This window comes from Variovorax sp. 01T432, assembly GCF_056398605.1.
This window is the reverse complement of the sequence record NZ_JBFTPS010000079.1, coordinates 17,525-37,436: the sequence shown is the minus strand read 5'-3', so window position 1 is coordinate 37,436 and position 19,912 is coordinate 17,525. Positions and strand designations below refer to the sequence as shown.

Annotated in this window: 19 protein-coding genes; 15 read left to right on the top strand and 4 right to left on the bottom strand. The window is 68.7% G+C overall.

All coding sequences use genetic code 11. The features are described 5' to 3' along the window. The 7 genes from AC1DNF_RS33210 to AC1DNF_RS33180 form a co-directional block, all read left to right on the top strand. A partial coding sequence (locus AC1DNF_RS33210; RefSeq protein ID WP_478152919.1) for a hypothetical protein occupies nt 1–1,053 on the top strand: 1,053 nt, incomplete at its 5' end. A 152-nt stretch (nt 1,054–1,205) separates the two neighbouring features. After that, entirely contained in the window at nt 1,206–2,399 is a 1,194-nt protein-coding gene (locus AC1DNF_RS33205; protein ID WP_478152918.1) for a phosphoglycerate kinase, read from the top strand. 53 nt (nt 2,400–2,452) lie between these two features. Further along, the gene (pyk, locus tag AC1DNF_RS33200; RefSeq protein WP_478152917.1) at nt 2,453–3,901 is read left to right on the top strand and encodes a pyruvate kinase; all 1,449 of its coding nucleotides are present in this window, start codon (nt 2,453–2,455) and stop codon (nt 3,899–3,901) included. A gap of 129 nt (nt 3,902–4,030) precedes the next feature. Next, nucleotides 4,031–5,095, top strand: a complete 1,065-nt coding sequence (fba, locus tag AC1DNF_RS33195; RefSeq protein ID WP_478152916.1) for a class II fructose-bisphosphate aldolase — start codon at nt 4,031–4,033, stop codon at nt 5,093–5,095. 109 nt (nt 5,096–5,204) lie between these two features. Then, complete coding sequence (locus AC1DNF_RS33190) at nt 5,205–6,110, top strand: phosphoribosylaminoimidazolesuccinocarboxamide synthase (RefSeq protein WP_478152915.1); 906 nt, start codon at nt 5,205–5,207, stop codon at nt 6,108–6,110. A 115-nt stretch (nt 6,111–6,225) separates the two neighbouring features. Continuing rightward, entirely contained in the window at nt 6,226–6,897 is a 672-nt protein-coding gene (locus tag AC1DNF_RS33185; RefSeq protein WP_478152914.1) for a helix-turn-helix transcriptional regulator, read from the top strand. Between the two features lie 49 nt (nt 6,898–6,946). After that, the gene (locus AC1DNF_RS33180) at nt 6,947–7,597 is read left to right on the top strand and encodes a Crp/Fnr family transcriptional regulator (RefSeq protein ID WP_478152913.1); all 651 of its coding nucleotides are present in this window, start codon (nt 6,947–6,949) and stop codon (nt 7,595–7,597) included. A 6-nt stretch (nt 7,598–7,603) separates the two neighbouring features. Here AC1DNF_RS33180 and AC1DNF_RS33175 read toward each other — a convergent pair whose 3' ends face one another. Next, nucleotides 7,604–8,035, bottom strand: coding sequence for an META domain-containing protein (locus tag AC1DNF_RS33175; protein ID WP_478152912.1), 432 nt, complete (start codon nt 8,033–8,035; stop codon nt 7,604–7,606). Nucleotides 8,036–8,189: 154 nt separating this feature from the next. Then, the gene (locus tag AC1DNF_RS33170) at nt 8,190–9,110 is read right to left on the bottom strand and encodes a tetratricopeptide repeat protein (RefSeq protein WP_478152911.1); all 921 of its coding nucleotides are present in this window, start codon (nt 9,108–9,110) and stop codon (nt 8,190–8,192) included. A 36-nt stretch (nt 9,111–9,146) separates the two neighbouring features. Here AC1DNF_RS33170 and purE point away from each other — a divergent pair, with 36 nt between their 5' ends. The 3 genes from purE to AC1DNF_RS33155 are packed head-to-tail and all read left to right on the top strand — an operon-like array spanning nt 9,147 to nt 11,856. Then, nucleotides 9,147–9,689 carry a 5-(carboxyamino)imidazole ribonucleotide mutase gene (gene purE, locus AC1DNF_RS33165; RefSeq protein WP_478152910.1) on the top strand — a complete coding sequence of 181 codons (543 nt, stop codon included), beginning with the start codon at nt 9,147–9,149 and terminating at the stop codon, nt 9,687–9,689. Beyond that, a complete protein-coding gene (locus AC1DNF_RS33160) occupies nt 9,686–10,852 on the top strand; it encodes a 5-(carboxyamino)imidazole ribonucleotide synthase (protein WP_478152909.1) in 1,167 nt (388 codons plus the stop codon). The genes purE and AC1DNF_RS33160 overlap by 4 nt, the downstream gene beginning before the upstream one ends. Nucleotides 10,853–10,857: 5 nt before the next feature. Then, nucleotides 10,858–11,856: an L-threonylcarbamoyladenylate synthase gene (locus AC1DNF_RS33155; protein WP_478152920.1), complete on the top strand. Its 999-nt coding sequence runs from the start codon at nt 10,858–10,860 to the stop codon at nt 11,854–11,856. A gap of 179 nt (nt 11,857–12,035) precedes the next feature. Here AC1DNF_RS33155 and AC1DNF_RS33150 read toward each other — a convergent pair whose 3' ends face one another. Both AC1DNF_RS33150 and dacB read right to left on the bottom strand, forming a co-directional pair. Next, on the bottom strand, nt 12,036–13,355 hold the full coding sequence (locus AC1DNF_RS33150; protein WP_478152908.1) for a lipase family protein: 1,320 nt from the start codon (nt 13,353–13,355) through the stop codon (nt 12,036–12,038). A 126-nt stretch (nt 13,356–13,481) separates the two neighbouring features. After that, complete coding sequence (gene dacB, locus AC1DNF_RS33145) at nt 13,482–14,921, bottom strand: D-alanyl-D-alanine carboxypeptidase/D-alanyl-D-alanine endopeptidase (protein WP_478152907.1); 1,440 nt, start codon at nt 14,919–14,921, stop codon at nt 13,482–13,484. 87 nt (nt 14,922–15,008) lie between these two features. Between dacB and tsaB the strand changes: the two genes are divergently transcribed. The 5 genes from tsaB (at nt 15,009) to AC1DNF_RS33120 (ending at nt 19,908) form a co-directional block, all read left to right on the top strand. Next, the gene (tsaB, locus tag AC1DNF_RS33140) at nt 15,009–15,695 is read left to right on the top strand and encodes a tRNA (adenosine(37)-N6)-threonylcarbamoyltransferase complex dimerization subunit type 1 TsaB (protein ID WP_478152906.1); all 687 of its coding nucleotides are present in this window, start codon (nt 15,009–15,011) and stop codon (nt 15,693–15,695) included. Next, nucleotides 15,692–16,270: a GNAT family N-acetyltransferase gene (locus AC1DNF_RS33135; protein WP_478152905.1), complete on the top strand. Its 579-nt coding sequence runs from the start codon at nt 15,692–15,694 to the stop codon at nt 16,268–16,270. Before tsaB ends, AC1DNF_RS33135 begins: the two co-directional genes overlap by 4 nt. Further along, nucleotides 16,267–17,037: a uracil-DNA glycosylase gene (locus AC1DNF_RS33130; RefSeq protein WP_478152904.1), complete on the top strand. Its 771-nt coding sequence runs from the start codon at nt 16,267–16,269 to the stop codon at nt 17,035–17,037. Before AC1DNF_RS33135 ends, AC1DNF_RS33130 begins: the two co-directional genes overlap by 4 nt. 44 nt (nt 17,038–17,081) lie before the next feature. Next, complete coding sequence (gene pyrF / locus AC1DNF_RS33125; RefSeq protein ID WP_478152903.1) at nt 17,082–17,906, top strand: orotidine-5'-phosphate decarboxylase; 825 nt, start codon at nt 17,082–17,084, stop codon at nt 17,904–17,906. Nucleotides 17,907–18,081: 175 nt separating this feature from the next. Further along, nucleotides 18,082–19,908, top strand: coding sequence for a DUF1800 domain-containing protein (locus AC1DNF_RS33120; RefSeq protein ID WP_478152902.1), 1,827 nt, complete (start codon nt 18,082–18,084; stop codon nt 19,906–19,908). Nucleotides 19,909–19,912 lie beyond the last annotated feature (4 nt).

The following is a 19,912-nucleotide window of genomic DNA, read 5'->3' as shown; positions in this document are numbered from 1 at the left end:
AAGCTCGACGCCATCGAGCGCAAGGCCAGCCAGGCGCTCGACCTGCCCGCGATGCCCAAGGCAAGCGCTGAACTGAGCGACGTCGTTCAGGCCCTGGGCCAGGTGGACATCCGCGCCGCGCGCGCGGCCGATGCACAGCGCGGCGCGGCACAGGAGCTTCAATGGGCCGAGCGCCAGCGCGAGGAAGCCGCCACCGCCTCGATCCATTCCGCCGTGCGCGACGCCATCGACAGCCAGTGGGACAGGCTCTCGCGCGGGGCCCGCAGGAGCCTCGCTCCAGCCCACCTGCCCATGAGCGCGATGCTCGATCCCGTCGGCGCCGCCAGCCATGCCGCAGCGGCCCACGCGATCCCCTCCACCGCTCCCGGTGAGCTCGTCGAGGCAGTGAGTCAGGCCCTGCTGCCCATCCCCGAGGGCCAGGCCGTGCGCCGGCATCTCGCCGAGACCGGCCAGCCCTATCGCGAGCAGGACCACCCCGACTTCCATCGCATACTGCAAGACCTCACCGGCGCGGAAGTGGGCAACATGCTCCAGAGCCTGGACCGCCGCCTGCGCGCGCACGCGCAGGCCACCGTCGCGAATGCCGCCGCGCGCGACGCGGCCGTGCAGGCCCAGCGCGCCGGCGCCGAGCACGCCGCCATGGCGCAGGACACCCAACGGGTACAGGCCAACGCGCGCCAACCCACCGCAACGATCGCTGGCGCGGTCCCGCCCGTGCACAGCACCGGGCCCGCCATCCCGGCGAGAGCGGCGCGCAACGCCGGGCGCGACGACCGCGAGACCCTGGCCCGCCTGGACTCGCTGCCCCCCGTGCCCACCGAAGACCCCCGGGGATCGCGGCTCGGCGTGCTGCGCGAGCGCCTGGAGCAATCCATCCTCGACACCATGCCCTCGGTGTCCGCCGGCGCCTTGCCCAGCGTGGCCGAGCCCGAACAGCGGCTGGCCAATCTGCGAGGCACCGCCGAGGCCCTGGCCTCATCACTGCCTTCCGTGCCCTCGGAGCGCCCGGATCGCCTTGCCGGGATGGCGCCGATCGAAGAGGGCCAAGGCTGAGACCCGGCGCGGGGGGCTTTGTCCTGATGCTGGCGCATTTCGTCGGCCAACCGGGTCCGGCGGGCTGACACCGCGCTCGATCCGTCGAAACCTACAATGGCCCTTGCCTGCCAAGGCAGTCCGCTTTCTTGCTTCCAACCTCCGCCCTATCCATGAACGTCCTTCGATTCACCGATCTCTGCGCGCAAGGCAAAGTCGCCGGCCAGCGCGTGTTCATCCGCGCCGATCTCAACGTGCCGCAGGACGACGCCGGTCACATCACCGAGGACACGCGCATTCGCGCATCGGTGCCGTGCATCCGCCAGGCGCTCGATGCGGGTGCCGCCGTCATGGTCACGTCCCATCTCGGCCGTCCTGTCGAGGGCGAATTCAAGCCCGCGGATTCGCTCGCGCCTGTCGCCAGGCGCCTGGGTGAACTGCTGGGCCGCGACGTTCCTCTCGTGTCCGACTGGGTCGACGGCGTGCAGGTCGCGCCCGGCCAGGTCGTGCTGCTGGAGAACTGCCGCCTCAACAAGGGCGAGAAGAAGAACGACGAAAAGCTCGCGCGCAAGCTCGCCGCCCTGACGGACATTTACGTGAACGATGCCTTCGGCACCGCGCACCGCGCGGAGGCCACCACCTACGGCATCGCGCAATTCGCCAAGGTGGCGTGCGCCGGCCCGCTGCTGGCCGCAGAGATCGATGCCATCACCAAGGCGCTGGCGCACCCCAGGCGCCCCTTGGTCGCCATCGTCGCGGGTTCGAAGGTCAGCACCAAGCTCACCATCCTGAAGAGCCTGGCCGACAAGGTCGACCAGCTCATCGTCGGAGGCGGCATTGCCAACACCTTCATGCTGGCGGCCGGCCTGAAGATCGGCAAGTCGCTCGCCGAACCCGATCTCATCGACCAGGCCAAGGCCGTCATCGACGCCATGCGCGCCCGCGGCGCGGCAGTGCCCATCCCGGTCGACGTCGTCACGGCGAAGACCTTCGCAGCCGATGCGGCGGCCACGGTGAAGGACGCGAGCGACGTGGCGGACGACGACCTCATTCTCGATATCGGCCCGAAGACGGCCGCAATCCTCGCTGCGCAACTGCGCGAAGCCGGCACCATCGTGTGGAACGGCCCGGTGGGCGTCTTCGAGTTCGACGCCTTCGCCAACGGCACCAAGGTGATCGCCCAGGCCATCGCCGAGAGCCAGGCCTTCTCGATCGCGGGCGGCGGCGACACGCTGGCCGCCATCGCCAAGTACGGCATCGAGGACAAGATCGGCTACATCTCGACCGGCGGCGGCGCCTTCCTCGAAGTGCTGGAGGGCAAGACGCTGCCGGCCTTCGAGATCCTCGCCAAGCGCGCCGCCGGCTGAGCGGCCGCGGCCGGACAAAGCCAGACAAAAGACACAAACCGGAGACCCGAAGAATGAGCACGCCCCGCCTTCCCCGCCACGCCACCAAGATCGTCGCCACGCTCGGGCCGGCCTCGAACACGCCCGAACTGCTGGAGCAGATGATCAACTCCAAGGTCAGCGTGGTGCGGCTCAACTTCAGCCACGGCACCGCGCAGGACCACATCAACCGCGCCGCCATGGTCCGCGAGGCGGCGCGCCGCACCGGCCGCGAAGTGGCGATCATGGCCGACCTGCAGGGCCCGAAGATCCGTGTCGGCAAGTTCGCTGAGGGCAAGGTGTGGCTGGAGCCGGGCGCGAAGTTCGTGCTCGACGCATCGCGCACCGAGCCGGGCACGGTGGATGCCGTGGGCCTGGACTACAAGGATCTGCCGCGCGACGTGAAACCCGGCGACAGCCTGCTGCTGAACGACGGGCTCATTGTGCTCACGGTCGATGCGGTCAAGGGCGAGGCCGTCTACACCACCGTGCGCCTGGGCGGCGAGCTCTCGAACAACAAGGGCATCAACAAGCAGGGCGGCGGCCTGACGGCGCCTGCGCTGACGGCCAAGGACATGGAAGACATCAAGACGGCAATGAGCTTCCAGGCCGATTACGTCGCCGTGAGCTTCCCGAAGAACGCCACCGACATGGAAATGGCGCGCCAGCTCTGCAATGTCGCGGCCGCCGAGTTCGGCCACAAGCCGGGCATGATCGCCAAGATCGAACGCGCCGAGGCGATCCCGAAGCTGGAGGAAATCCTGCGCGCGAGCGACGGCATCATGGTCGCGCGCGGCGATCTCGCCGTCGAGGTCGGCAACGCGGCCGTGCCGGCGCTGCAGAAGAAGATGATCCGCATGGCGCGCGAGATGGACAAGGTCGTCATCACCGCCACGCAGATGATGGAGTCGATGATCACCAACCCGGTGCCCACCCGCGCCGAGGTCAGCGACGTGGCCAATGCGGTGCTCGACGGCACGGATGCCGTGATGCTTTCGGCCGAGACCGCATCGGGCCGCTATCCGCTCGAAACCGTGCAGGAGATGAGCCGCATCTGCGAAGCCGCCGAAGCCGCCGAAGACCTCCAGCTCGATGCCGATTTCAGYGGCAAGAACTACACCCGCATCGACCAGTCGATCGCGATGGGCGCTCTTTTCACCGCGCACCACCTCGGCGCCAAGGCGATCGTCGCGCTGACCGAGTCGGGCTCCACCCCGCTATGGATGAGCCGCCACCGCGCCCACATCCCGATGTACGCCCTGACCTCGCGGCTTTCGACGCAGCGCAAGATGGCGCTCTACCGCAATGTGCGTCCGCTGCTGATGGATCCGGAGAGCGACCGCGATACGGCCCTCGAACAGGCCGAGGCCCACCTCAAGAAGCGGGGCATCGTGCAGACCGGCGACGTCTACGCGATCACCTGCGGCGAGCCCATGGGTGCGCCGGGCGGCACCAACATGCTGAAGATCTGCCGGGTCCGCTGAGCGGCCGGCCCGGCACCCATCGTGTCGTTCACGGGGCCGGAGGCGGCCCTGTCCCACAAGGCTGCTCGGTAGAATTGAGGCAGTCTTTCATCCTCCTTCCATTCCCAGATCTCCCGCGAGGTAACTTCCATGGCACTCGTTTCGATGCGCGAATTGCTCGACCACGCCGCCGCCAATGGCTACGGCATTCCGGCATTCAACGTCAACAACCTCGAACAGGTACAGGCCGTCATGTCGGCCGCCGACGAAGTTGGCGCCCCCGTGATCCTCCAGGCCAGCGCGGGCGCGCGCAAGTATGCCGGCGAGCCTTTCATCAAGCACCTGATCGAAGCCGCCATCGAAAGCTGGCCGCGCGTGCCCCTTGTCATGCACCAGGACCATGGCCAGAGCCCCGACGTGTGCAGGGGCGCGATCGACCTGGGGTTCAGCTCGGTGATGATGGACGGATCGCTGCAGGCCGACGGCAAGACCATCGCCAGCTACGACTACAACATCGATGTCACGAAGAAGGTTGCCGACATGGCGCACCGCGTGGGCGTGACGGTCGAGGGTGAGCTCGGCATGCTGGGCTCGCTGGAGACCATGCGCGGCGACAAGGAAGACGGCCATGGCACCGACGCCACCATGACCCGCGACCAGTTGCTGACCGACCCGGAACAGGCGGCCGACTTCGTCAAGCGCACGCAGATCGATGCGCTGGCCATCGCCATCGGCACCAGCCATGGCGCCTACAAGTTCACGCGCAAGCCCACCGGCGACATCCTCGCGATCGACCGAATCAAGGAAATCCACCGCCGCATTCCCAATACGCACCTGGTGATGCACGGCTCGTCCAGCGTGCCGCAGGACCTGCTGGCCGAGATCCGCAAATACGGCGGCAACATGAAGGAGACCTACGGCGTCCCCGTCGAGGAAATCCAGGAAGCCATCAAGCACGGCGTGCGCAAGATCAACATCGACACCGACATCCGCCTCGCGATGACGGCCGCAATCCGCAAATTCCTGTTCGAGAACCCCGAGAAGTTCGACCCGCGCGACTACCTCAAGCCCGCGCGTGAAGCCGCCAAGCAGATCGCTCGCCAGCGCTACGTGCAGTTCGGCTGTGAGGGCCAGGGCCCCAAGATCAAGGGCGAAACGCTGCAGATCGTCGCCGCCAGGTACGCCAAGGGCGAGCTGGCACAAGAAGTGGTCTGAACGGCCCGCTTTCGCGCAGAAGCCACCTTCGCGGTGGCTTTTTTCTGCGCCGCGCCGCGCCGCGCGCACAATCTCCGACGTCTTTCGCTCGCTCCACAGTCACATCGCCATGACCACCGTCCATACCTCTTCCATCCAGAGCCTCCCCCTGCTCGCGCGCGGCAAGGTGCGCGACAACTATGCCGTCGGCACCGACCGCATCCTGATGGTCGCGAGCGATCGCCTTTCGGCTTTCGACGTGATCATGGGCGAGCCGATCCCCGGCAAGGGCGTGATCCTCACGCAGATGGCGCTCTGGTGGTTCGACCGGCTCGGCCACCTGTGCCCCAACCATCTCACGGGCGATGCGCCCGAAAGCGTGGTCGCGCCGGAGGAGGTCCCCCAGGTCAAGGACCGATCCATGCTGGTCAAGCGGCTCAAGCCGATCCCGGTCGAGGCCGTGGTCCGAGGCTATCTCGCGGGCAGCGGCTGGAAGGAATACCAGGAGAACCGCGCCGTCTGCGGCGTGCCGCTGCCCGAGGGCCTGACCAACGCGAGCAAGCTGCCGCGGTCGATCTTCACCCCGGCGGCCAAGGCGGCGGCTGGCGCGCACGACGAGAACATCAGCTACGAGCGCGTGGTGGAGATCGTCGGCCCGGCGCTGGCGCAGCAGATCCGCGACACCAGCATCGCGATCTACGAGGCGGCGGCGGCGATCGCGCTGACCAAGGGAATGATCATTGCGGACACCAAGTTCGAGTTCGGCCTCGACGAGGCCGGCACGCTGGTCCTCATGGACGAGGTGCTGACGCCCGACAGTTCGCGCTATTGGCCGGTCGAAGGCTATGAAGCGGCGCTGGCTGCCGGCGCCAACCCGCCCAGCTATGACAAGCAGTTCGTGCGCGACTGGCTGGAGGCGACCAAGATCAACGGCAAGCCCTGGGACAAGACGCCGCCCGCGCCGCGCCTGCCGGCCGAGGTGATCGAGAAGACGGCGGCAAAGTACCGCGAAGCGCTCGAGCGGCTGACCGGTTGAGTCCGCCGGCCGTCGGCGGGATGTAAAAAAGTCACAAACCCGGCGGCAATAGTCACCACCCATCGGGGGCAGGATTCTGGACACTTTCCTCACCAACACGGATGAGGTAAGCGAGATGAATCCCACAGCCGACCAGCGTTTTCAGCCCTTCCAGGCCGAGGCCGCCCAGCACCTGCCCACGCCCGACGCCCTCCAAGCCAGCATGATGGCCCGGGTGCTCGACGAGATCGACCATGGCCTGGTCCTGGTCGACCTGACGGGCCGCATCCTGCACGCGAACCATCCGGCGCGGCGCGAGCTCGCGGCGGCGCGGGCGCTTCGCAGCGTCGATGGGATGCTGTGCACCGGCGACCCTCTCTGGCAGCCCAGGTTGCGCCAGGCGCTCAAGGATGCGGAGCGGGACTGCCGCAGCATCGTCGAACTCGAGCACGCGGGCGAGACGCTGTCACTGGCCTTCATTCCGCTGGCCGCGCTGCCGGGCAGCGATGCGATCGACACCGTGCTGATCATGTGCAGCCGGCGCGCCGGCTGCGAGATGCTCACCATGCAGATGTTCGCGCGCGCCAAGCGCCTGACCAAGGCGGAGCAGAGCGTGCTGGAGCAACTCTGCGCCGGTCAGCGGGCGGAGGAAATCGCAGGCCTGCAAGGCATCCGGCTGTCCACCGTTCGCACGCACATCAAGAACGTCAGGCAGAAGACCGGCAGCAGCAGCATCCGCGAAGTCGTCCATCGCGTCTCGCGCATGCCGCAGATCGTGTCCGCGCTGCGGCTCTCGGCGATGGACTGAGTCTTTCGCGCGACGCCGGCGGGCGCGGCGCGGGCCGTATAGTCCCCGCATGCCGCCCGCCGCCTCCCGTGCCGACCCCGCCGCCGCCTTGACGCTGCAGGTGCGCAAGCTCGCCGAGCTTGGCGTGCAGCGGCGCTACCGCACGCACGCCGTGCTGATCGAGGAGGGCGACAAGGGCGATTCGATCTATATCGTGCTCTCTGGCCGGCTGCGCGCCTTCGTCTCGGACGCTCGGGGCCGGGAGGTGACGCTGGGCCTGCACGGGCCCGGCGAATACGTCGGCGAGATGTCGCTGGACGGCGGCCCACGCTCGGCCAGCGTGCAGGCCGCGGAGCCGACCGTCTGCGCGGTCATCACGCGCGAGACCATGTTGCGGCACATTGCAACGGAGCCGGAATTCGCCATGGCGCTGATCGTGCGCCTCATCCAGCGGGCCAGGATGGCGACCGAGAGCGCGCGCAGCATGGCCTTGCTCGACGTGTACAGCCGCCTCAAGCGCCTGCTCGAGGTTCGCTCGCGGCCGCTGCCGGACGGAACCCGCTGCATCGCCGAGCGCCTGACGCACCAGGCCATCTCGAGCGAGATCGGGTGTTCGCGCGAAATGGTCAGCCGGCTGCTGAAGGATCTGGAAGGCGGCGGCTACATCGCGCGCCGCGAGCGTCAGCTGGTGCTGGCCAAGCCCTTGCCGATGCGGTGGTGAATGCCCTCAGCGCGGCCCGGCGCGGCCGAGCGTGGCGATGGTCCGCCCGCCGGCATCCAGGAGCGCCAGCCGCGACGGGCCCTCCAGCCGGTAGCTCGCCGTGGCCTGCAGGGCGGCGAAGAACTGCGTTTCACTGGCGCTGCGCGCCGGATCGACGCAGGCCAGTCGCGTGGAGGCCAGTTGGCTCAGCCTGAGCGAATAGCCGCTTCGCTCGAAGGCGCCCGACACCCGGTTGCAGCCGCCCGAGCCGTTCAATCGCCCGTTGCTCTCGAACTGCAATTGCGCATCGCGCTGGGGATCGTTGCCGGGCGGGATCGGCTGGTCGCCCAGTTGCTCGAGGCGCCACAGGGGGCCTTCGATGGGCTCGTCGAGGCTGATGCCGCTGCCGCAACCGCTGGTCAGCGCGGCGACGAGCAACGCGGTGGAGAGGTAACGCATGGCCGGTCTTCCTTGTGCAACAAAATGAAATCGGCTCCATGGTATGCGAGGCGGCCCGGCGCGCCAACGCCACGCCCCCGCCAGTCGCCACGCCCGATAGAGCTCAACAAAAAGCGACCCGAAAGTCGCTTCTTGCACAAACCGGCGCGCTTCTTCAGCTCAGCACCACGCTGCTCAGCCGGCGCCGATAGCTGGCAATCGTCGGATCGTCCGGCGGAATCTGGCCGTCCGCCACCTTGACCTTGGGCGGCTCGATGATGTCGAGGATGGCGATATAGGTCTTGCGCGCCAGGTCCTCGTTCCAGCTCTTGTCGCGCATCAGGATGTCCAGCAATTCGTCCATCGCGTCGGTCCAGCGCTGCGCGCTCATGAGCAGGCGGGCGCGGTCGAAGCGGGCCGCGAAGTCGCGCTTGTTGGCCGCGATGCGCGCCTCGGCATCGGCCAGGCTCGGCGCGGCGCCCGTCGCCGGCGCCGAGAAATCGATCGCGTCCATCCAGCGCTGCAGCGCATCGAAGCGGCGCACCAGCGTGGTCTTCGCGATCACCGGCGCGAATGCGATCTTGGCGTCGTCGAGGCGGCCTTCCTTCAGCAGCAGCTTGACGTAGTCGAAGCGCGCGTCGTCGTTGGCAGGGTCGGTCGCCACCGCGTTCTGCAGCTTTTCCAGCGCGCCGGCCGTGTCGCCCTCCGCCAATGCCGCCTGGGCCGAGTCTTCGTGCGCCAGGGCCTCGGCCTCGTCCGCGCCGGGCACGTGCTTGTCGAGGAAGGCGCGGATCTGGTCGGCGGGGATCGCGCCGACGAAGCCGTCGACCGGCTGCCCGTCCTTGAACATCACGCAGAAGGGAATGCTGCGCACGCCGAACATCTGGCTCAATTGCTGCGAGATCTGGGGAACCTTGTCGGCATCGAGCTTGGCCAGCTTGAACCTGCCGCCGTACTCGAGCTCCAGCTTTTCGAGCACCGGGCCGAGTTGCTTGCACGGTCCGCACCATTCGGCCCAGATGTCGAGCAGCACCGGCGTGGTCATCGAGCCGTCGATGAGCTCGGTCTGGAAATTTTCGAGGGTGATGTCGGTCATCGCGGGAAGTTGGGGGTGAAACGTAAAATTGAAACCATGAAGCAAACAATCCAGGTCGGCGTGGTGATGGGCTCGAACTCCGACTGGGAGACGATGCGCAACGCCGTCGAGATTCTCCAGCAATTCGGCATCGTGCATGAAGCGCGGGTGGTCTCGGCCCACCGCATGCCCGACGAACTGTTCGCCTATGCCGAAAGCGCCGCCCCGCGCGGCCTCGCGGCCATCATCGCGGGCGCCGGCGGCGCCGCCCATCTGCCGGGCATGCTGGCGTCCAAGACCACCGTGCCGGTGCTGGGAGTTCCGGTCGCCAGCCGGCACCTGCAGGGCGTGGATTCACTCTACAGCATCGTCCAGATGCCCAAGGGCGTGCCGGTGGCGACTTTCGCGATCGGCAATGCCGGCGCGGCCAATGCGGCCCTGTTCGCGGTGGCGATGCTGGCCGTGTCCGACCCGGCGCTGCGCGCGCAGCTCGACGCCTTTCGCGCGAAGCAGACCGAGGCCGCCCGCGCGATGACGCTGCCGCCGGCCGAGGCAGCCGCCGTGCCGTCGTTCTCGCCCCAGGGCGGGGGCGCGCTGTGAGCACCGTCCTGCCCGGAGCCACGCTTGGCGTCATGGGGGGCGGACAACTGGGCCGCATGTTCGTGCACGCGGCCCAGCAGATGGGGTACTTCACGGCCGTGCTCGACCCCGATGCCGACAGTCCCGCGGGGCGCGTGAGCCATCACCACATCCATACCGACTACACCGACGTCGACGGGCTCGCGCGGCTGGCCGGCCTGGCCGACGCCATCACCACCGAGTTCGAGAACGTGCCCGCCCCTTCCTTGGCGCACCTCGCCGCGGCGCGACCGGTGGCGCCGGGCGCTTCGGCGGTGAGCATCGCGCAGGATCGCATCCGCGAGAAGAGCCACTTCGTGCGCTGTGGCGTGGACTGCGCGCCTTACGCCGTCATCGAGACTGCCGCGCAGCTGGCGGCCGTGCCCTGGGACCTGCTGCCGGGCATCCTCAAGACGGCGCGGCTCGGCTACGACGGCAAGGGCCAGCGGCGCGTGACCACGCGCGAGGAACTGGCCGCCGCCTGGGAAGATGCCGGCGGCGTGCCCTGCGTGCTCGAGAAGCTGCTGCCGCTGGACTTCGAATGCTCGGTCATCGTCGCGCGCGGACAGGACGGGCATGTCGTGCATTTCCCGGCGCAGCGCAACCTGCACCGCGACGGCATCCTCGCGGTGACCGAGGTGCACGAGCAGAACATGCACAAGGCGACCGCGCGCCAAGCGGTGGAGGCGGCGCAGTCGATCGCGCAGGGCCTGGACTATGTGGGCGTGCTCTGCGTCGAGTTCTTCGTCCTGGCCGACGGCTCGCTGGTCGTCAACGAGATGGCCCCGCGCCCGCACAACAGCGGCCACTGGACCATGAACGGCTGCGACGTCTCGCAATTCGAGCTGCAGGTCCGCACGCTGGCCGGCCTGCCGATGAACCCGCCGCGCCAGCACAGCCCGGCGATCATGTTGAACCTTCTGGGGGACCTGTGGTTCATCGACGGCGATGTGCAGGAAGAGCCCCGCTGGGCCGACGTGCTGGCGCTGCCCGGCACGCACCTTCACCTGTACGGCAAGGTCGAGGCGCGCCGCGGCCGAAAGATGGGGCACCTGAACATCACGGGCATCGACATCGACGCGGTTCGCCGCACGGCGGACTTCGCTGCCGCGTTGCTGGGTCTGGCGATCCCCCTTTCTGAGTGAGCACGATGATCCGGGACGGCCGCCAGCCCGACGCCATCGGCGAGGCCGTGCGCGTGCTGCGCGCGGGCGGGCTCGTCGCGTTCCCCACGGAGACCGTCTACGGCCTGGGCGCCGATGCGACCAGCGATGCCGCCGTGGCTGGCATCTTCAAGGCCAAGGGCCGGCCGAGCGACCATCCGCTGATCGTTCACGTCGCGGCCGGCATCAAGGGGACAGAGGCGCTCTCGCGCTTCGCCCAGCCGCTGCCGGACTTCGCGCAGAAACTGGTGCTGGCCTTCTGGCCCGGCCCCCTGACACTGATCGTCACGCGCCAGCCGGGGGTTGCAGTCGCGGCCGCCGGCGGGCAGGACACCATTGGCGTGCGCTGTCCTTCGCACCCGGTGGGTCAGGCCCTGCTTGCGGCTTGCGCCGAGCAGGGCGTTCCCGGTGTCGCGGGTCCGAGCGCCAACCGTTTCGGCCGCGTGAGCCCGACCACCGCGCAGCACGTGCGCGAAGAGTTCGGCGATGAACTCCTGGTGATCGACGGCGGCCCCTGCGAGGTGGGCATCGAGTCCACCATCGTCGACTGCAGCCGTGGCGCGCCGGTGCTGTTGCGCCCGGGCGCGATCACGCGCGCGCAGATCGAGGCGGCCTGCGGCGAGCGGCTGCGCGACAAGCACGAGCTGGCGGCGCCGGATCCGCGCGCTTCCGGCACGCTCGAGTCGCACTATGCCCCGAGCGCCAAGCTGCGCCTGATGGATGCGGCGTCGATCCAGACCGGCCTCGACATGCTGGGCCCGAATGCCGCGCACATGGCCGTCTGGTCGCGAACGGCGCTCAAGCTCCGCTCGGCGGGGGTGCTGCAGCGCCGCATGCCGGACGATGCGGCGGCCGCGGCACAGCAGCTGTTCGCGGTGCTGCGCGCTTTCGACGCCAAGGGCGTCAAGCTGATCTGGGTGGAAACGCCGCCCCCCGATCCCGACTGGGAAGGCGTGCGCGACAGGCTCCAGCGAGCGGCGGCATGAACACCACTGGGCTTACTCCCTTCGCGTAGACGCCTCCCCCTTGCAGGGGGCGACCAGGGCCCCAGCGCACGCCGGGAGTTCATCCCAGAAATACCGCGGAACCGGCTTCGCCGGGCCGCCGGTATTGCCCCCTGCAAGGGGGAGGCGGCCACACGAAGTGGGCAAGCCTGGGGCTTAGCTTATTTCAGCCTGTCGAAGAGCGCCCGCGCATTGGCGTGGCAGAGGGGCGGCTCGTAAGTGCCGTGGTAGGAGCCGAAGTAGGTGGCATAGGCCGCCGAAGTCGGGTCGGTCGGCGCCACGCCGCCCGGCCCGTAGGTCGCCTGGATCTGCGCGTCGACATCGACCGTCGACACCGTCTTCACGCCGCGCGCGTCGAAGTCGGCCTTCATCGGCACCATGTGCACCGAGGGAGGCACCGTCGGATCGCCGGCTCCGCCGCACAACAGTGTTGCGGCGCGCGGGCTCCAGCCGAACAAATCATTCTTCTGCGCATCCTTGTAGAGGGCGTTGTTGTTGTTGGTCTGCACGTCCAGCAGGAAGGCGGGCTGGAACAGGGCATCGCGCGCCTGGTTCGGCGTTTCGCCATGGGCGCCCGGCAGCGCGCCGGTCGACACCAGGGTCGCGGCGTTCAGGGTCGGGCTGGGCAACAGGTTCTCGATGGTTGCGGCATAAGGCTGCTTGAAGGCGACGTTGACGTCGGCGTAGACGTCCCCGTACACCTTCTGGTACGACGTGACCAGGAAGGGGACGAAGAACTGATAGCCCAGGATCGCCTGCGTGAGCTTGAAGGAGCCCGAGAGGTTGTAAGGCCCCGCAAGGTGGGCGCCGGCCACCACGTTGAACTCCGTGGCGTTGTCTCGCTCGGCCGCGCGCTGCGCCGCCATCGACGAGTGCCCACCCTGCGAATAGCCGGTGATCATGATCTTGCCCGACAGCTTCGAGTCCGTTCCGAGCAACGCGAACCGCGCGGCCCGGATCGAGTCCAGCACCGAGCGCGCCTCGGAATCGGCGTGCAGGTACGGGTGATAGGGAAAGCTCGACTTCGCATAGCCCAGGTAGTCGGTGGCGACCACCGCGTAGCCCTGGGCGGCATACATCGCCATCAGCAGGAGGGTTTCGGGGTCCTGGGCATTGGCCAGTGTGCGTGGCTTCTGCAGATCCGTGCCCTTGGCGTAGGCGATCAGCGGCGCTTCGGCGGTGCAGGTGCCGGTCGGCACCAGCAGCACGCCCGAAGCGTTCGTGAATTCGGACTTCGGCCCGAGGGTGGCGTAGTTGAGCGAGATCAGCTTGACGTCGCACTTGGCCTTGCCGGCGAGGGCCTGCAGACCGCTGGCCGCCGTGCTCGCGTCGATCTGGGCGGCCGTCACCGTGGCAAGGGTCGCCGCCGGCTCCTTGAGGAAGCCGGTGACCGGCCCCGCGCTGCCGTTATCGCCACCCCCGCCGCAGGAAGCCAGCAGGGCCGCCGTCGCGACGGCGCCGAGAAGATACAGACACTTCATGAATGCCTCCATGCAGTTGTTGTGGTTCTTGAACAGCCGCACGATCCTAGGCCCGTGCCTTTCGAAGCCAGCCCAGGGAAATCCCGCCCCGATCCGTCACAGAAGTCGCGCCCGTGACCGCCGGCCTCAGTTGTCCCGCGCCGCCCAGTCGACCAGGGCATCGAAGGCCGGCCGCGCGGCCCCGGCATTGCCATGGTTGGCGATCGCGATCACCACATAGCGCCGGCCGCTGGCGCCGTCCACATAGCCGGCCACGCCCGCCGCATCGCGCAGGGAGCCCGTCTTGAGGTGCGCCGATCCGCCCGAGCGCAGTGCGCGCTTCTTGAGCGTGCCGTCGACCCCCGACGCGGGCAGGGAGGACATCAGTTCGGACATCACGGGCGAGCGCCAGGCCACCTGCAGCATCTTCGCGAGCGCCGCCGAGCTGATGCGCTCCTCGCGCGACAATCCCGAGCCGTTGTCCAGCAACGGCTGGCCTTCGCCGGTACCGATGCGGTCGTTCCACCACTGGCGCACCGTGGCGCGCGCGCTTTCGACCGTCCCGCGCTTCTGCTGCTGCAGCCCGAGCGTGAGAAAGAGCTGCTGCGCCATCACGTTGTTGCTGTACTTGTTGATGTCGCGGATCACCTCGGCCAGCGGCGGCGATGCCGCCTCGAAGGCCGGCTTGAGATCGGGCGGCACGCGGCCTTCTCGCACCTGGCCCTTGAGCTTCGAACCCATCTCGGCCCACATCCCGCCGACGGCGCGCGCCGCATAACTGCGCGGGTCCGAATAGGCGACCGCCCACACCTTCTCGCCGCAGGCCGCCGGATAACTGCCCGCGAAACTCATGCGCGCCGGGTCGGTGAAAGCGGGCGCCAGCGCGGCGCGGTAGTCGCCGCAGTCGCCGCTGGAGAGCGGCACCGTGGCCTGGGTGGCCACGCCGCTCAGGGCGGGCTCGAAATTGACCTGCGCGGTTTGCGTGTCGCGGTTCGGCACGAAGGTCATCACCACCGATTTGAAGTTGATCAGCAGCGCGTCGGGCGCCGCGTTGTAGGGCCGTTGGCCCTCGCCGTCGAAGGCGGACGGATCGGATTCAGCCACCTCGAACGCGCTGCGGTCCAGCACGATGTCGCCGTTGATGGCGTGGATGCCCAGCCCCTGCACGCGGCGCAGCAGCAGCCAGAGGCGCTCGAGCACCAGCTTCGGGTCGCCCTGGCCCTGGATGTAGAGGTTGCCTTCCAGCACGCCGTTGCGTACCGGGCCGTCGACATACACCGGCGTGGTCCAGGTGAAGGCGGGCCCCAGGAGATCGAGCGCCGCATAGGTCGTGACGAGTTTCATGATCGAGGCCGGATTGACCGGAACCTGCGCGCGCCACGCGAGCCGGGGCGCGCGCACGCCGTCGGCATCGGCCACCAGCATCGTCACGGCATCGCGCGGCACCTTGGCGCGGGCCAGCGCGGCGTCGACTTCGTTCGGCAGCCCCTGGGCTCTGGCGCCCGTCCAGGCCATGGCGCTCAGGAGCAGGACGAAAGAGATCGCGCGACGGGCTCGGCGCATGGCGATGTGCGGGGCAAGGGGCATCGGGCGATTATCCGGGCCGCCGTCGGGCTGGAAGCTTTCGTTGGCCCTTTGCTGCGCAGCGCCTGCCGCCCCTCGATAATCCTGGCGATGATTAAGCTCCTGGCCTTCGACACCAGCACCGAGGCGCTCTCGATCGCGGTGCGCCATGGCGACAGGCTGCTCGAACACAACGGCGCCGGCGGCGCGGCTTCCTCGGCGACGCTGATCCCGTTCATCCTGCAGTTGCTGACCGATGCGGGGCTGAAGCTCGCCGAACTCGACGCCATCGCCTTCGGACGCGGCCCGGGCTCCTTTACCGGGCTGCGTACGGCCTGCGCGGTCGCTCAGGGCCTGGGTTACGGCGCCGGCGTGCCGCTGCTGCCCATCGACACCCTGCACGCCGTGGCCGAAGAGGCGCGCCACCGCTTCGGCAGCGCGCGCGTGGTGGCCGTGCTCGATGCGAGGATGGACCAGGTCTACGCCGCGCGCTACGACTTCGGCGATGCCGGCGCGGGCGAGGCCGAACTCCTCGCGCCCGAGCAACTCGCCGTGCCTCCCGGCTGGGCCCTGGCCGGCAATGCCTTCGCCGCCTACGGCGACCGGCTGCCTCCAGCTGCTGCGCGGCATGAAGTCCTGCCGACCGCCACGGCCCTGCTGCGGCTGGCCCCTGAATTGCTTGCTGCCGGCCGCACCGTCGCGCCCGCCGAGGCATGGCCGCTTTACGTTCGCGATAAAGTGGCGCAGACCACCGAGGAGCGCGCAGCCATCAAGGCCGCGGCCGCCATCAAATCATGAGTGCAGTCCTTCAGCAGCCGCGCGAAGCGCGTTTGGAACCGATCACCATCGAGCGGATTCCGGCGGTGTGCGCAATCGAAAAAACCGCCTTCACCCATCCCTGGACTGCGGCCAACTTCACCGATTCGCTGGCGGCTGGCTATCACTGCCAGTGCCTCGTAGTGCCTGCCTTCGACGCCGAGCAGCTGCCGCCGGGCGGTGCGCGCGCGTTGTGGGGCCGGCCCGCGGCTCGCACCGGCGACGAAACCATGATCGGGTATTTCGTCGCCATGAAAGGCGTCGATGAGGTTCACCTTCTCAATCTCACGGTCGCGCCGCCCTTCCAGGGCCAGGGCTGGGCGCCCCTGATGCTCGAGGCGCTGGCGGGCTGGTCGCGCGGCCAGGATGCCCAGTGGCTGTGGCTCGAAGTGCGCGCCAGCAACCTGCGTGCGCTCGCTATTTACGAGCGCAACGGCTTTCGCCGCGTCGGCGTGCGCAAGGGCTACTATCCCGCGCTCGGCAACGGCCGCGAGGACGCCGTTGTGATGAGCCTGCGGCTCAACGAATCGAACAGCGCATGGGGTGCATTGAAATGAACGCGGGAACGATGAACCTGGATGCGCGCCAACGCGCCATGCTCGATGAAATGGGTGTCAAGGTCTGGTGGCCGGTCGGGGAGGTCGCGCAGGCCGCCGAGCCTCGGGCGCAGGCGCCTGTCGCCGAGCCCGCCGTTGCCGTGGTGGCCGTCGCCGCACAAGTCATCGCGCCCCCTCCCACGCTCGTGCCCGCTCCGGTCGCGGCCCCGGCGGCCCGCTCGCCCGTCGCGATGCCCTCGCACGGCGCGGCGATCCTGATCGAGGCATCCCGTCGGCTCTACGGCGAGGAAGGTCCCGCCAGCGGCGGCTGGCTGGTCGTTGCCGACATGCCGCCCGAACTCGACGGCCGTCATGGCGAACCCTTCGCGGGCGACGCCGGCCGGCTGCTCGACAACATGCTGCGCGCGCTGCAACTGCACGCCGGCGAAACCAGCGTGCACCTGATGCGCACGCACCGCGGCGTGGCCTCGGGTCAACCCGGGAGCCCGCGCCCCATCGTCGAGAGCTTCGCCGAGGTGGTGGCAGCGCTCGCGCCACGCGTCGTGCTGGCGATGGGCCCGCTGGCGGCGCAAAGCCTGCTTCGCAGCGGCGAGCCGCTGGGCAAGCTGCGCGGTCAGGCGGCGCGGCTGGCCCTGGCGCCCGACATCCCGGATCTGCCCGTCATCGCGACCTACCACCCGGCCTACCTGCTGCGCAACCCGGCCGACAAGGCGCGCGCCTGGGCCGACCTGTGCCTGGCCGCCGAGCAGCTGCTCCGCACGGGTTGAACGCACCGGGTGGCGGTGGACGGCCGCCGCCTAGAATTCCCGGCATGACCTTTCTGGACAAGCTGCGCGCCGCCGAGCGCCAAAACGGCTCGCTGCTGTGCGTCGGCCTCGACCCCGAACCGACGAAATTCCCGGCCTACCTCAAGGACGATGCCAGCAGGATCTACGACTTTTGTGCGCGCATCGTCGACGCCACCGCCGACCTTGCCATCGCCTTCAAGCCTCAGATCGCCTACTTCGCCGCCCATCGCGCCGAGGGTCAGTTGGAGCAGCTCATGGAGCACCTGCGCCGCAACGCGCCGCACGTGCCCGTGATCCTCGACGCCAAGCGCGGCGACATCGGTTCGACCGCCGAGCAGTACGCACGCGAAGCCTTCGAGCGCTATGGCGCCGATGCCGTCACCCTGTCGCCCTTCATGGGCTTCGACTCGGTCGAGCCCTACCTGCGTCACCCGGGCAAGGGCGCCTTCCTGCTGTGCCGGACCAGCAATCCTGGCGGAGCCGACCTGCAGGGTCAGCGCCTCGCGAGCGTCGAAGGCGAACCTTTCCTCTACGAGCACATCGCACGGCTCGCCCAGGGGCCATGGAACGTGAACGGGCAACTCGGCCTCGTGGTCGGCGCCACCTACCCGGCCGAGATCGAGCGTGTCCGGGCTTTGGCGCCCACGGTTCCGCTGCTCATTCCCGGCATCGGCGCCCAGGGCGGCGACGCGGTGGCCACTGTGCGCGCGGGATGGCGCGCCGACGCGCCCATCGTCGTCAATTCCTCGCGCGCGATCTGCTATGCCTCGGCCGGCGACGACTTCGCCGACGCAGCCCGCCGGGAGGCCGTCCGGACCCGCGACGCGCTCGAAGCCGCCAAGGCCTGAACGACATTCCGCGTCACCGGCAAGGACCGGTGGCATCGATGTGACGAAAAAAGTCACATCATCTAACACTTGTTGTCTTGTTTTTCATTCCTGGACGCCTTCGGACCCGGCGAATCCCAGGCATGGCGCTTGCCTTCGAAAGAATGGCGCCTGAGCGCCGAGGAGTGAGGAATCCATGGTCGAAGAAATCGCAAGCGGCCCCGCCGAAGTGGCCGAGGAATTGGTGCGCGCGGACGAAACGCGCGCGGGTCGGATGGCGGCTTCGCCCCACAGCGCCCAGGCCCTGGCAGCCGCAGTGGCGGCGTCCGCGGCGCTCGCTGCTTGCGGCGGCGGCGGTGGCAGCGGCGGTGGCGTGGTTGGCGCCAGCGGACTGACCCCGGCCGGATCGCTGACCGCACTGCAAAGCACGCCTACCGCGCAGACCTACGTCTACACGCAGGCCAAGACCGACGACGAAGCCGCGCGCTTTCTCCTGCAGGCGCAGTTCGGCGCGTCGGACGCCGACATCGCCGCGGTCCGCGCCCAGGGCTATCTGCCGTGGCTCGGACAGCAGGTCGACGGCCCGCCCGGCCAGACTGGCTGGGAGTGGCTCTCGAGCAAGCCCTACAACACCGTCTTCACCGACGACATGATCTGGAACCAGCTCATGACCTCGCCCGACGGCATGCGCAAGCGCATGGCGCTCGTTCTCAGCGAGATCTTCGTGGTCTCGGCCAGCGGCATCGGCTCCAACTGGCCCGATCTCATGATGGCCCAGTACTGGGACACGCTGGTCAAGGGCGTCACCGGCAACTTCCGCCAGCTGCTGGAGGACGTGACGCTCAATCCGGCGATGGGCTACTACCTCAACACCCGGGGCAACCAGAAGGAAAACGCGCAGGGCCGCCAGCCGGACGAGAACTACGCGCGCGAGGTCATGCAACTCATGACCATCGGGCTCTACCAGCTCAACGCCGACGGCACCCTCAAGACCGCCGCCGACGGCACGCCGCTCGACAGCTACATGCTGGACGACGTCACCAATCTGGCGCGCGTCTTCACCGGCTACGACCTCGACATCCGCGCCGCCGAGCAGAGCGGCACCGCGGGCGCCTTCACGCCACCCGGCGCCACCTACACGCTCGAGAGCAACGCCTGGACCCAGCGGCCCATGACGCTCAATGCCTCCCGGCACTCGACGCTGCAGGCCAGCTTCCTGGGCACCACCGTGCCGGCCGGCACCGAGGGCAAGGCCGCGCTCAAGATCGCGCTCGACGCGCTGTTCAATCATCCCAACGTCGGCCCCTTCATCTGCAAGCAGCTGATCCAGCGTCTCGTGACCAGCAACCCCAGCGCGGCCTACGTGAAGCGCGTGGCGGACGTCTTCTCCAACAACGGCGCGGGCGTGCGCGGCGACATGAAGAGCGTCTTCGCCGCCGTACTGCTCGACAACGAAGCGCGCAGCCCGGCCTCCCTCGCCGACATGAACTTCGGACGCCTGCGCGAACCGATGCTGCGTTTCGTGCAATGGGCGCGCACCTGCGGCGCCGCGTCGGCGACCGGCAACTGGAAGATCGGCGACCTCTCGCGCCCCAACGACCAGCTGGGCCAGAGCCCGCTGCGCTCGCCCTCGGTCTTCAACTACTTCCGACCCGGCTACGTGCCGCCTTCGACAGCGATCGCCAGCGCCAAGATGGTCGCGCCCGAGTTCCAGCTCGTCAATGAAACGAGCGTGGGCGGCTACCTCAACTACATGCAGGCTGCGCTGCCGAAGAACACCAAGGATGTGAACGCCACCTACGCGAGCGAACTCGCGCTCGCGCTCGACCCGGCCGCGCTGGTCCGGCGGCTGAACCTCCTGCTCACCGGCAACCAGCTTTCCGCCGCCACGGTGGCGCTCATCACCGGCGCGCTCGCGACGCCGGCGCTGACCGCCACGAGCACCGACGCCGCGAAGCTCAACCGCGTCTACGCGGCCGTGCTGATGGTGATGGCCTCGCCCCAATACCTGATCCAGAAGTAGGAGA